At 69.5% G+C, this 12,373-nt stretch carries 14 protein-coding genes; 8 read left to right on the forward strand and 6 right to left on the reverse strand.

The genetic code is table 11. From position 1 onward, the window contains the following. The 3 genes from Q0581_RS04150 to Q0581_RS04160 all read left to right on the forward strand — a co-directional run. A partial coding sequence (locus Q0581_RS04150; protein WP_298697868.1) for a hypothetical protein occupies positions 1–337 on the forward strand: 337 nt, incomplete at its 5' end. Continuing rightward, positions 334–1,734, forward strand: coding sequence for a dihydrolipoyl dehydrogenase (gene lpdA / locus Q0581_RS04155; RefSeq protein WP_298697870.1), 1,401 nt, complete (start codon positions 334–336; stop codon positions 1,732–1,734). The genes Q0581_RS04150 and lpdA, both read left to right, overlap by 4 nt. Before the next feature lie 99 nt (positions 1,735–1,833). Next, positions 1,834–2,943, forward strand: a complete 1,110-nt coding sequence (locus tag Q0581_RS04160) for a DUF5694 domain-containing protein (protein ID WP_298697872.1) — start codon at positions 1,834–1,836, stop codon at positions 2,941–2,943. Positions 2,944–2,947: 4 nt separating this feature from the next. Here the strand turns inward: Q0581_RS04160 and thrS are convergent, their stop codons facing one another. From thrS to Q0581_RS04180, 4 genes are read right to left on the reverse strand one after another with little or no spacing between them, the layout of a single operon-like run. After that, a complete protein-coding gene (thrS, locus tag Q0581_RS04165; RefSeq protein WP_298697874.1) occupies positions 2,948–4,873 on the reverse strand; it encodes a threonine--tRNA ligase in 1,926 nt (641 codons plus the stop codon). Further along, positions 4,873–5,124, reverse strand: coding sequence for a membrane protein insertion efficiency factor YidD (gene yidD, locus Q0581_RS04170; RefSeq protein ID WP_298698164.1), 252 nt, complete (start codon positions 5,122–5,124; stop codon positions 4,873–4,875). The genes thrS and yidD overlap by 1 nt, the downstream gene beginning before the upstream one ends. 48 nt (positions 5,125–5,172) lie before the next feature. After that, positions 5,173–5,643 (reverse strand): iron-sulfur cluster assembly scaffold protein, encoded by a 471-nt coding sequence (locus tag Q0581_RS04175; RefSeq protein WP_298697876.1) that lies wholly within the window; start codon positions 5,641–5,643, stop codon positions 5,173–5,175. Between the two features lie 58 nt (positions 5,644–5,701). After that, on the reverse strand, positions 5,702–6,523 hold the full coding sequence (locus tag Q0581_RS04180; RefSeq protein WP_298697878.1) for a tetratricopeptide repeat protein: 822 nt from the start codon (positions 6,521–6,523) through the stop codon (positions 5,702–5,704). Between the two features lie 95 nt (positions 6,524–6,618). On the opposite strand from Q0581_RS04180, the gene Q0581_RS04185 reads away from it, so the two are divergent. The 3 genes from Q0581_RS04185 to Q0581_RS04195 all read left to right on the forward strand — a co-directional run bounded on the left by Q0581_RS04185 (position 6,619) and on the right by Q0581_RS04195 (position 9,354). Then, positions 6,619–8,013, forward strand: coding sequence for a M17 family metallopeptidase (locus Q0581_RS04185; RefSeq protein ID WP_298697880.1), 1,395 nt, complete (start codon positions 6,619–6,621; stop codon positions 8,011–8,013). A 121-nt stretch (positions 8,014–8,134) separates the two neighbouring features. Next, the gene (locus Q0581_RS04190) at positions 8,135–8,998 is read left to right on the forward strand and encodes an NlpC/P60 family protein (RefSeq protein WP_298697882.1); all 864 of its coding nucleotides are present in this window, start codon (positions 8,135–8,137) and stop codon (positions 8,996–8,998) included. 161 nt (positions 8,999–9,159) lie between these two features. Further along, positions 9,160–9,354: a hypothetical protein gene (locus Q0581_RS04195; RefSeq protein ID WP_298697884.1), complete on the forward strand. Its 195-nt coding sequence runs from the start codon at positions 9,160–9,162 to the stop codon at positions 9,352–9,354. Positions 9,355–9,408: 54 nt separating this feature from the next. On the opposite strand, the gene Q0581_RS04200 is transcribed toward Q0581_RS04195, so the two are convergent. Continuing rightward, positions 9,409–10,101: a cytochrome c family protein gene (locus tag Q0581_RS04200; RefSeq protein ID WP_298697886.1), complete on the reverse strand. Its 693-nt coding sequence runs from the start codon at positions 10,099–10,101 to the stop codon at positions 9,409–9,411. A 147-nt stretch (positions 10,102–10,248) separates the two neighbouring features. On the opposite strand from Q0581_RS04200, the gene Q0581_RS04205 reads away from it, so the two are divergent. Next, the gene (locus Q0581_RS04205) at positions 10,249–10,983 is read left to right on the forward strand and encodes a 3-deoxy-manno-octulosonate cytidylyltransferase (protein WP_298697888.1); all 735 of its coding nucleotides are present in this window, start codon (positions 10,249–10,251) and stop codon (positions 10,981–10,983) included. A 37-nt stretch (positions 10,984–11,020) separates the two neighbouring features. Next, entirely contained in the window at positions 11,021–11,386 is a 366-nt protein-coding gene (locus Q0581_RS04210; protein WP_298697890.1) for a four helix bundle protein, read from the forward strand. 10 nt (positions 11,387–11,396) lie between these two features. Here Q0581_RS04210 and nudC read toward each other — a convergent pair whose 3' ends face one another. After that, positions 11,397–12,338, reverse strand: coding sequence for an NAD(+) diphosphatase (gene nudC / locus Q0581_RS04215; protein ID WP_298697892.1), 942 nt, complete (start codon positions 12,336–12,338; stop codon positions 11,397–11,399). Positions 12,339–12,373 lie beyond the last annotated feature (35 nt).

Genomic DNA, 12,373 nt, shown 5'->3' on the forward strand with positions numbered 1-12,373 from the left:
TCTTCGTGCAACGGATCAAGGGCCTGCTGGAACACCCGGCGACGCTGTGGATGGGCGTGTGATGGACGCCATCTTAGTCGTATTTCTAGGCTGCCTGCTCGACCCGGTCCGTCTCATTCCCAGCTTTTTTGCGGGCGCGATGGTCCAATCTTGGAAGGGCGTCTGGATCGCCACGACCATCATCGCGGCTTTGATGATCGGGCTTGCATTCGGCCTCGGCGCTAATCCGAACCTCATTCTCGGGCCGCTCGCAACACTCGCCACTATCGCCGGCATTTTTGCAGTCAAGACGCGCGTCAAGAGGTCGAAGAACCCCCAACGTGATGTAGCCCAATGACCACCCAATCTCTCACCACCAAAGTCCTCATCATCGGCGCCGGGACCGGCGGCTATGTCGCGGGCATCCGTTGCGGCCAGCTGGGGCTGGAGACCGTGCTGGTCGATGCGTCCGAGGGGCTGGGCGGGACCTGCCTGAACGTCGGCTGCATTCCGTCCAAGGCGGTGATCCACGCGGCCAACAAGTTCGAGACCGTGGCCAAGGCGGCGAACGGCGGGACGCTGGGCATCACGGCGTCCAAGCCGTCGGTTGATCTGAAACAGACGGTCGAGTGGAAGAACGGGATCGTCAAAAAGCTGAACGCCGGGGTCGCGGGCCTGCTGAAGAAGGCCAAGGTCAAGGTCATCAAGGGCTGGGCGACCTTCTCGGACGCCAAGACCTGCACCGTCAAAACCGATGACGGCGAGATCACGATAAGCGCCGAACACGTCATCCTGGCCACGGGGTCGGAGCCGGTCGAACTGCCCTTCCTGCCGTTCGGCGGCGACGTCATCTCCTCGACCGAGGCCCTGTCGCTCGACAAGGTTCCTGGGAAACTCGTGGTCGTCGGCGGCGGCTATATCGGGCTGGAGCTGGGCATCGCCTACCGCAAGCTGGGCGCCGAGGTCACGGTGGTCGAAATGGCCGAGCGCATCCTGCCGCTCTACGACAAGGCCCTGACCGATCCCGTCGCCAAATGGATGGAGAAGCATGGCGTCACCCTGATGCTGGGCGCCAAGGCCGGCGGCTTCGAAAAGGGCCAACTGAACGTCACCGACAAGGACGGCCAGGCCGTCAAGCTCAAGGCCGACAAGGTTCTGGTCACCGTCGGCCGCCGTCCGCGCACCAAGGGCTGGGGACTGGAGAACATGGGCGTGGCCATGGCCGGGCCGTTCGTGAAGATCGACGACCTCTGCGCCACCAGCATGAAGAACGTCTGGGCCATCGGCGACCTGACCGGCGAACCCATGCTGGCCCACAAGGGTTCGGCCCAGGGCGAGGTGGTGGCCGAAATCATCGCCGGCCATGACCGCCGGTTCGATCCGGTGACCATCGCGGCCGTCTGTTTCACCGAGCCGGAGATCGTCTCGTCCGGCCTGGGTCCGAACGATGTCGAGGGCCGCGACGACGTGATCCAGGCGGTCTTTCCCCTGATGGCCATCGGCCGCGCCCTGGCCATCGAGGCGGGCGACGACGGCGGCTTCGTGCGGGTGATCGCGTCCAAGACCGACCACCGCCTGCTGGGCGTCCAGGCCGTGGGCCAGCACGTGTCGGAACTGTCCAACAGCTTCGCCCAGATGCTGGAGATGGGGGCGGTGCTGGAGGATGTGGCCGGCGTCATCCACGTCCACCCGACCCTGGGCGAGGCCTTCCACGAGGCGTCCCTGCGCGCCCTGGGCCACGCCATCCACATCTGACCAAACGGCAATTGCCGTCGGGTATCTTAAGGCGATTTAAGATGATCCCGGCGCGGAAAGCCGCTTCCCTTACGGCAATGTCGAGGGGGAGAAACGGGCATGACGAAGCGCGCATGGGGCTTGGCGGCTCTTATGCTGGGATTGAGCCTGGGCCAGGCCCAGGCCCAGGTTCAGGATCCTGACCGACCGTTCGACCCGCGCGAGTACCAGTCGCGGCTGCATGGCGAGAAGACGCAGATCCTGGTCCTGGGGTCGCCACACCTGTCAAACGCCGCCGAAGGGTTCGATCCGGCGGTGCTGGAGCCGGTGCTTGAACGGCTGGCGGCCTATGCGCCCGACGTCATCGTGATCGAGAATCTGTCGGGGGAATCGGTTCACGCCTTGCGGGCGTGGCGCGCCCTTTATCCCGGCGCGGCTGACATGTTCGGGCGGCATCTGCTGGTGGCCGCGGCCCTGGGCCAGTCCGGCACTGGGCTGGAGGTACCCGAGGCCGAGGCCGAGGCCCGGCGCCTTCTGCGCGAAGACTGGCCGCAAGCGCCGACCCCGGCCCAGCGCCGACGCCTGGCGGCCGTGCTGGCCTCGGCCGGCGACCTGTATTCGGCCTTGATCCAATGGTGGCGTCTGGACGCCAGCGAGCGCAAGCCGGGCGACGGCCTGGGGCGCGGCCTGGCCGACTATCTGGATCGCGTGGGGTCGGGGCGGAACGAATCGCACCTGATCGGCGCCCGGCTGGCGGCCCGATTGGGGCATGACCGCGTGCACGCCAGCGACGACCAGGCCTATGGCGATGTGGTCCAGCCCCGCGTCCAACTGCTGATGGACTTCATCGAACAGCCCGAGTTGCAGGCCGTGTTCAACGCCCCGGCCTTCCGCGATCCGGCGTCCTCGGCCCAGCGGATGACCACGGCCCAGGCGACGCTGGACATCTATCGCATGGTCAACAGCCCGCGCATCGGCCGGCTGGACGCCGACACCCAATGGCTGACGATGATGGATCGTCCGTCACCGGAGAATATCGGCCGGTCCCAGGTCGCCGCCTGGGAGGCGCGCAATCTGCGCCAGGCGGGCAATATCCGCGAAGTCACGGCCCACCATCCCGGCGCGCGGGTTCTGGTCATCGTCGGCTATTCGCACAAGCCGTGGTTCGACGCCTATCTGTCCATGATGTCGGACGTGCAGATGGTGGACGCCGAAACCGTACTGCGTTGACCGATCAGGCGGGGCGCAGGTCCGGCGGGGTGGCCTCCAGCGTCAGGACGGCGATGGCCTCTTCGACGGTCAGCAGTTCCTGCGCCTGGCTGCCCAGACGGCGGATGGCGACCTTGCCTTCGGCGGCCTCGTTGCGGCCGACCACGGCGATGACCGGAACCTTGGCCACCGAGTGTTCGCGCACCTTGTAGCCGACCTTCTCGTTGCGCAGGTCGGTCTCGACCCGCAGGCCGGCGGCGCGGAACCTGGCGGCCACGTCCTCCGCATACGGATCGGCGTCCGAAGTGATGGTCGCCACCACGGCCTGCACCGGAGACAGCCACAGCGGGAAGGCCCCGGCGTAGTTCTCGATCATGATGCCGATGAACCGCTCGAAGCTGCCCAGGATGGCCCGGTGCAGCATGACCGGCCGGTGCTTCTGGCCGTCTTCGGCGATGTATTCGGCGCCCAGGCGGTCGGGCAGCACATAGTCCAGCTGGATGGTGCCGCAGGTCCATTCGCGGCCGATGGCGTCCTTGACCACAAAGTCCAGCTTGGGCGCATAGAAGGCGCCGTCGCCCTCGGCGATCACCGGTTCGACGCCCGCCGCGCGGGCCGCTTCGGCCATCTGGGCCTCGGCCTTGTCCCAGAATTCGTCTGAACCGGCGCGGGTCTCGGGCCGGGTGGCCAGGTTGATGTAGGCCGTCTCCATGCCCAGGTCGGCGTGGACCGACCGGGCCAGTTCGATGAACCGCGCCGTCTCCTCGACGATCTGGTCCTCGCGGCAGAAGATGTGGGCGTCGTCCTGGGTGAAGCCGCGCACCCGCATCAGGCCGTGCAGGGCGCCCGACGGCTCATAGCGGTGGCAGGCGCCGAACTCGGCCATGCGCAACGGCAGTTCGCGATACGACCGCTGGCCCTGATCGAAGATCTGGACGTGGCCGGGGCAGTTCATGGGCTTCAGGCTGAGGGTTTCGCCCTCGACCGTCTCGCACACGAACATATTGGGCCGGTATTTGTCCCAGTGGCCCGAGGCCTCCCAGAACTTCCGGTCCAGCACCTGGGGCGTCTTGACCTCGACATAGCCGGCGGCCGTCAGGCGGCGGCGCATATAGGCCTCGATCACCTGCCACAGCACCCAGCCCTTGGGGTGCCAGAAGACCATGCCGCGGCCTTCCTCCTGCATGTGGAACAGCTCCATGGCGCGGCCCAGCTTGCGGTGGTCGCGCTTCTCGGCCTCTTCCAGGCGGTGCAGATAGGCGTCCAGGTCCGCCTGATTGGCCCAGGCGGTCGCATAGATGCGCTGAAGCTGGGGATTGCGGGCGTCGCCGCGCCAATAGGCCCCGGCCAGCTTGGTCAGCTTGAAGGCCTTGCCGACGAATTTCGTCGTCGGGAAATGCGGCCCGCGGCACAGGTCCAGCCAGTTCCCGGTGCGATAGACGGTGATGGTCTCGCTCTCGGGCAGGTCGCGGATCAGCTCGGCCTTGAAGCTTTCGCCGATGGTTTCGAAATGGGCGATCGCCTCGTTCCGCTCCCAGACCTCGCGGACCAGCTTCTCGTCGCGGTCGACGATCTCGGCCATCCGCTTTTCGATGGCGGTGAAGTCGTCGGTCGAAAACGGCTCGTCGCGGGCGAAGTCGTAATAGAAGCCGTCTTCGATGGCCGGGCCGATGGTGACCTGGGTTCCGGGGAACAGCTCCTGCACCGCCTGGGCCAGGATGTGGGCCGCGTCGTGGCGGATGGTCTCCAGCGCGTCAGGGTCTTCGCGGGTCAGCAGGCGGAAGTCGCCGCCGGTCTCCAGCGGCCGGTCCAGGTCGCGCTGCTGGCCGTTCAGTTCGACCAGGGCCACACGCTTGGCCAGGCTGGGCGAGATGGAGGCCGCCACGTCGCGGCCCGTGGCCGTGGCCGGGAACTGGCGCACGGCGCCGTCGGGAAACTTCAGGTCGATCATCAGTCTGTCTTCACGGAGGGCGGCGGAACGGGATCATAGCCCGACCCGCCCCAGGGGTGGCATTTACAGAGGCGCCGCACCGTCAGCCATCCCCCCCGCGCCGCGCCGTGCTGGATCAGCGCATCACGCGCATAGTCCGAACAGGTCGGCAGGAATCGGCACGACTGGCCGATCAGGGGCGACAGCGTCAGCTTATAGGCCCGGTGGGCCGTGCGGACGCCGCGTTCATAGAGAGAGCCGGTGCGGGCCATGTCGCCGGGCTTATCCCCCGCCGGGCCGGCCGGGGCAACCATCCGGGATCACGCCGCGCCGGCGAGACTAGTTCGCGTGTCCGGCGCGCGGCGCGCCATCGCCTGCTCCACGGCTTCAAGTGTCGCCTCCACCGCCACCAGGGTGGAGGCGTGGCGGGCGGGATAGTCGGCGACCTGTTTCAGGGCGCGCAGGCCCTCGAACCGGCCGCTGGGGCCGTCGCCGCCGGATTTCAGCATGTCGATCATGGCGTCGCGGGCGGCGCGGATTTCCGCGACATCGGCGCCGATCACCGCCTGGCCCAGCACCCCCGCCGCTGCCTGGCCCAGGGCGCAGGCCTTGACCTCCTGGGCGAAGGTTTCGATCTGCCCGGCGCCGTCCAGGGTCACATCGACTACGGCGCGCGATCCGCACAGCTTGGCCACGCGCTCGCCCGTGCCGTGCGGGGCGGCAAGGCGGCCCGCATGCGGCATGTTGGCCGCCAGCGCCAGGATGCGCGCGCTGTACAGGTCGTCGATCATGGCCGGAACATAGGCGATGGCGCCCCGAAACGGGAGGCCCCTATTGCAGGGAAGCCCCCTACTGCAGAGAGGCCCAGGTGCGGGCCGTGTCGGCGACGGGCGCCGCGCGCGCTTCCTGCAGCCGCGCGTTCAGCCATTGCAGGTTGCGGTCGGCCGCCTCGGGCGGCAGGTCGCGGCGCAGCATCTGTTCCGCCTCGGCCGTCTTGCCCTGCAGGCCCAGCACCATGGCCAGGTTCAGCCGGGTCTTCAGCGTCGCCTCGGGGCGGGCGACGGCCCGGCGCAGCAGGGTCTCGGCCGACGCCGCCTCGCCCGAGGCGGCCAGAGCCATGGCGGCGTTGGTCAGGATGGAGGGATTGTCGGGCGACAGGCGCAGGCCCTCGTTCCAGGCGGCGCGGGCGTCGTCGGTGCGACGCACCTGCTGATAGGCCACGCCCAGCAGCGACAGGGGCCGCCAGTCGTCTGGCGCCAGGCCACGCGCCTTCTCCAGCGCGGCGATGCCATAGAAGGCCTGGCCCCGCGCGATATGGGCGCGCCCGGCCAGCATCAGGGCGTCGACATTGTCGGGCTGCAGCACCAGCATCCGCTGGGCCGCATCGACCGCCTGGTCGTTGGCCCCCATCTCCAGCAGAGCCTGGGTCAGCTTGACCCCCGCCTCGGCGTCGGCGGGATTGATCTCATGCTGCGCGGCCCAGAAGACCGAGCGCGACAGCGGGTCCATGCGGTCATAGGCGGCCCGCTCCTGGGCGCCGGCCGGCGCGCGCGGCGCGGGCGCGGGCTGGGCGGCAGGCTGGGCGGCCGCAGGCGGCTGCTGGGCCAGGGCCGGGGCGGCGATCATCATCAGCCCGGCGACGGTTGCGAGATGAAGGGCGGTGCGCGACATGGGGGGATGATCCTGACGATCCGGCGGTCGCGTTAAGAATCGCCCGCCCGCGTCAATCACTGGTTAACGACCGACCGGTCCGAAAGGCTGTCTGCATGAGCGCCCACGCCCCCGTCCTGATCCCCGCCGATGCCGCCGAAGCGGCCGACGCCACACCCGTCCGTTTCCTGGGCGCCCAGGCGCCGATCCCGGCCGATGTCGCCGCCTGGGCCGGGCTGAACGCCTTTGCCGGCAAGGCCGGGCAGATGCTGCTGGTCCCCGGCGCGGGCGGCGGGTTGGATCAGGTGCTGGTCGGAACGGGCAAGGCGTTCGACCCCCAGGCCGTGCGCGCCCTGGCCGGAAAACTGCCGACCGGCCTTTATCGGCTGGAACTGGCGGGCGATGAGGCCGCGCCCGCCGCCCTGGCCTTCGCCCTGGGGGCCTATGTGTTCGATCGCTACAAGGACCGGTCCGAGCGTCCGCGTCCGCGTCTGGTCGCGCCGCCGGAACTGGATGTGGCCGAGGCCCTGCGCATCGTCGCCGCCTGCGATCTGGCGCGCGAGATGATCGACACCCCGGCCGCCGACATGGGGCCGCTGCAGATCGAGACCATCGCCCGCGAGATCGCCGAGGCGCACGGGGCGGCCTTCACCGTCGTCACCGGCGACGACCTGCTGGAGCAGAACTATCCGGCCGTCCACGCCGTGGGCCGCGCCGCCGCCCCGCACCGGGCGCCGCGCCTGATCGAGATCGGCTGGAACCTGGATCGGACCGACGCCCCCCTGGTGGCCCTGGTGGGCAAGGGGGTGGTGTTCGACACCGGCGGTCTAGACCTGAAGGCCGCCGCGGGCATGCGGTTCATGAAGAAGGACATGGGCGGGTCGGCGCACGTCCTGGCCCTGGCGCGGCTGGTGATGCAGGCGGACCTGCCGGTGCGGCTGGTGGTGCTGGTCGCTGCGGTCGAGAATGCGGTGTCGGGCGACGCCTTCCGCCCCGGCGACATCCTGTCGAGCCGCAAGGGCCTGACGATCGAGGTCGGCAACACCGACGCCGAGGGGCGTCTGATCCTGGCCGACGCCCTGACGCGGGCGGCCGAGCATGGGCCGGACCTGACGCTGGACTACGCCACCCTGACCGGGGCGGCGCGCATCGCCCTGGGGCCGGAGCTGCCGCCCCTGTTCACCGACGACGAAGCCCTGGCGCGCGACTTGCTGGCGGCGGCGGGGCGGGTGGGCGATCCCCTGTGGCGCATGCCGCTGTGGCCCGGCTATCGCGCCGCCCTGGACAGCGAGATCGCCGACACCAAGAACGATTCCGCCGCCTGGGCCCAGGCGGGCTGCGTCACCGCCGCCCTGTTCCTGCAGAAATTCGCGCCGACGACCGGCGCCTGGGCGCACCTGGACGTGTTCGGCTGGAACCCCAAGGCCGGGCCGGGCCGCCCCGAGGGGGCCGAGGTCTATGGCGTGCGCGCCGCCTACGCCATGCTGAAGGCGAGGTACGCGAAGGCGTGACGCTTTTCTTCTCCCTCCCCACAAGGGGGAGGGAGAATCGGCGCCCGTTCTCGTTTTGCTGTTAACGGGACTCTAGGGCCTGGCATGTCACGGTGCCGTCTCAACCGGACGAGCCTTTCGTTTGACCGACGTTTCCGCCCTGATCCCTGCGCGCCCTCTGGCGCGGCCCGACCTGGCCGAACAGGCGGTCGAAGGGCTGGTGCGCGCCACCGCCTATCGGCCCACGACCGGCTTCCAGATCGTCACGCCCCAGGCCGAGGTGCGCGACGGGTCGGATCCCGACGCCGCCCGGATCAGCGAAATCGTGTTCGGCGAAGCCTTCGACGTGCTGGAAAGCCGCGGGCCGCGCGCCTGGGGCCGCGCCCGCCGCGACGGGGCCGTGGGCTGGATCGACCGCGCGGCCCTGGGGCCGGTGGCGGCGCCCGACGCCCGCATCAACGCCCCGCGCACCCCGGTGCGCCGCACCGCATCGCCCGAAGCCGAGGTGGTGCTGACCCTGCCGTGGAACGCCCTGGTGCAGACGCGCGCCCGGCGTGACGGCTTCATCGAAATCGTCGGCGCGGGCTGGGTCGAAGAGGCGGTCGTGGCGTCATTCGGCGTGTTCGACGCCGATCCCGCCACGGCGGCCGAGCGCCTGCTGGGAACGCCGCATGTTCTGGGCGGGCGCACGGATCGCGCAACCGACTGTTCCGGCCTGGTTCAGCAGGCCCTGACCGCCTGCGGCCTGCCGGGCGCCCGCTATACGCCCGATCAGGCCCTGTTGGGCCGCGCGGTGGATGCGGACCAGGCACGGCGCGGCGATCTGGTGCTGTGGCTCAAGCCGGGCCTGGCGACCTGGGGCGGCCATTCGGCCCTTCTGTACGACGCCGACCATGTGATCCACGCCACGGGCCATGCCGGCGCGGTGGTTGTCGAACCGCTGGTCCAGGCCAGGGCTCGTTACGCCGACGACGGCTTCTCTTCACCGATGTGCCGCCGGGTCTGACCCGGCATCACGTTGTTTTGCATCGTTTTCACTGGCGTTCGACGGGGCGTCGCGCTAGGGTTGAGGCATCGCAAGCACGAGACTCTCCGGGCGCCTGCGGCTGGAAGAGATCGGTAGCGCACGCCGCACACTCCCGCCTTTTGAGGTTCTGGGAGAGGCCTGTGACCTATTTCTGCTTTATCGAATCCGACATTCTGAGCGTCCCGCATATGGAGCCTCTGGTGGCCCAGACGGCGGACGAGGCGCGCCTGGAGGCCGAGGCTTTGTTGCGCCAGCACGCCAGCGGCGTCGCCGCCCATGTCTTTGCGGGCGAGGAGCGGATTCACAGCATCCGCGCCGACGAACAGGCCGCCTGACGAAAAAAGGGCGGCCCGAAGACCGCCCTTCAAATCCTCAGTCGTGACCGGGCGTCAGGCGGCGGGGGCCGCCGGCGTGGCCTGGGTCGTGGCCGGGGCGGCCGCAGCGGGGGCCGCGCCGCCGTCCGCTTCCGTCGCGGCGGCGCCCTCGGCGGCCGGGGCCTCGCCTTCGGCCGGGGCGGCGGCGCCCGGCTGGCGGGCCGGATCGGGCGCGGGCACGCCCAGCGACGAACCCTGGCTGCGCAGATAAGCGATCAGATTGATGCGGGTCTGCTCGTCCCGGATGCCGGCGAACGACATCTTGGTGCCCGGCACATAGCGGCCCGGCGCCGTCAGGAAATGATCCATCTCGTCATAGCCCCAGCTCGGGGCTTCGGCCTTGTGCTTGGCCATGGCGTCCGAATAGGCGAAACCGGCGGCGTGCATCACCGGCCCGCCCAGAACGGCCCACAGATTCGGGCCGATGCCGTTGGGGCCGCCGGTGTTGACCGTGTGACAGGCCTTGCAGCGCGCAAAGGCCGCCTCGCCCGCCGCCACGTCGGCGGTCGGCAGGACGGTGCCCCAGTCGATCGGCAGGGCCGCCGCCTCGGCGCCGGCGGACTCTTCCGGCGCATCGACGAAATAGCCCATCTTTTCAGGCTTCTTGGTGTGATACACCGCGCCCGTGACCTGTTGCAGGCCGACGATGGCGAAGGCGGTCGCCAGACCGGCGCCGAAAATCTTGTTCCACTTCAGATCGCCGCTCATCGCGTCGTCGCATCCCTGATCAGTGCCCGGCCGCACGTTCGGCGCGGGCGTATCCTTGCGTGGGCGTCTCTGACACGCTAGCGCCGCCTTCGCAACCGGGCCGAAGGCAGCAACCGCCCGCGCGACGCCTAAAGGAGCGATCCCCCCATGGCCGCAACGCCCAATCCGCTGGTCCTGATCCCCGCCCGCATGGCCGCGACGCGCCTGCCGGGCAAGCCGCTGGCCGACATCGGCGGCAAGCCGATGATCGTGCGCGCCTATGAAGCCGCCGCCGCCTCGGGCCTGCCGGTCGCGGTGGCGGCGGGCGACGCTGAGATCGTCGATGCGGTCCAGGCGGCGGGCGGTCGCGCCGTCCTGACCGATCCGGCCCTGCCCAGCGGTTCGGACCGCATCATGGCGGCGCTGGAGGCGATCGACCCGGACGGGCGGCACGACGCCGTCATCAATCTGCAGGGCGACATGCCGTTCGCCCCGCCGTCCATCGCGGCCACCTGCGCCCGGCTGCTGGCCGATCAGCCGTCGTGCGACATCGCCACCCTGGTGGCGGCCGAGGCGGACGCTTCGGATCGGTCAAACCCCGACGTCGTCAAGGCGGTGCTGGCCCTGGCGCCGGGCGCGGTGACCGGCCGGGCGCTGTATTTCACGCGCTCGACCCTGTACGGCGACGGCCCCGTCTGGCGGCACATAGGCGTCTATGGCTATCGCCGCGAGGCGCTGAAACGGTTCTGCGCCGCCCCGCCATCGCCGCTGGAGACGCGCGAGAAGCTGGAGCAGCTGCGGGCGCTGGAGATGGGCCTGTCGATCTGGGGCGCGGTGATCGATGCGGCGCCCCTGTCGGTCGACAATCCGGCCGATCTGGAGGCGGCGCGGGCGCTGGTTTGAGGGACTGGGGATTAGGGACTAGGGATTAGGGGGCGTGATGGGGGTGCAGTCCTACAGGGATCTGACGGTCTGGAAGAAAAGCGTCGATCTGGCCTGTGATATCTACGCGCTGACACGCCTGATGCCCAAGGAGGAGACTTATCGTCTTTCGGGCCAGATCATTCGCGCGTCCACATCGATCGCTGCCAATATCGCCGAGGGCAACGGGCGCGCGACACGTCGCGACTATGCCCATTTCATCAGCATCGCCCGGGGATCGGCGGCGGAGCTGGAAACCTTCCTGATCGTCATCGGCCGACTGAATCTGGCGCCGACCGATCACCTGGATGCTCTGCTGAGCCGAACGGAAGAGATCGCACGCATGTTGAACGCCCTACGATCCAAACTCTCCGATCCCACCTAGCCCCTAGTCCCTAATCCCTAGTCCCCACTTCGAACCCCTCCACCCAGGCCCGGATCAGGGTGCGAGCGATGGCTACGGGCGGGGGCGGCTTGATGGGATGGGCGCCCGCCAGACAGGCGGCGGCCTCGTCGCGGGTCAGCCAGGCGACGGATTCCAGCTCGGTCTGGTCCGGCCGCGCCTGGTCCGAATCGACCGTGCAGATCAGGCCGATCATCAGTTGCGACGGAAATGGCCACGGCTGGCTGGAGTGATAGCGCACGGCGGTGACGGTCAGGCCCGCCTCTTCGGCGATCTCGCGGGCGCAGGCCTCTTCGATGCTTTCGCCCGGCTCCAGAAAGCCGGCCAGGGCCGACATCCGCCCGGCGGGCCAGGCGGCCTGACGGCCCAGCAGGCAGCGCGGCCCTTCGGGGCCGTCATGGATGGCCAGCATGATGACCACCGGATCGACGCGCGGGAAATGTTCGGTCCCGCAGGCCTCGCAGGCGCGTTTCCAGCCTCCGGCGGCGTCGCGGGTAGCCCGGCCGCAGGCGGCGCAGAAGCCATGACGCCGGCGCCAGTCGAACAGGCTCTTGGCCCCGCCCGCCATGGCCGCATCCGGTCCCGACAACATCGCCGCCGCCGCGCGCATCTCGTGAAAATCGCCCAGGCCCTGAACCGGTCCCTGCGCGGGATCGACCGAACCTTCGATCTCGACCGCGAACACCGGCGCGTCCTTCCACAGGCCCAGGAAGATCTCCCGGTCCGGGACCAGGTCGCGCGCATGGTCCAGCGGCAGCCACGCCAGGCGCGGGCCTTCGGCGTGATCCTCGATCAGCGGCCGGCCTTCCCACAGCACCAGGGCCAGGGCCTCGGGATTGGCCTCCTGCTGGGCCAGCCAGTCGGGGTCGCTACGGCGATCGCCGGCGCGGTCCAGCGGGTTTCCGGCGAAGGTGTTGGTGGCGGTCAGGGTCATGAGGAGATTGTAGCTAGAGGATTCCGACGCCGTGC

Origin of the sequence: uncultured Brevundimonas sp., assembly GCF_937863155.1 — a bacterium.
Classification (GTDB): domain Bacteria; phylum Pseudomonadota; class Alphaproteobacteria; order Caulobacterales; family Caulobacteraceae; genus Brevundimonas.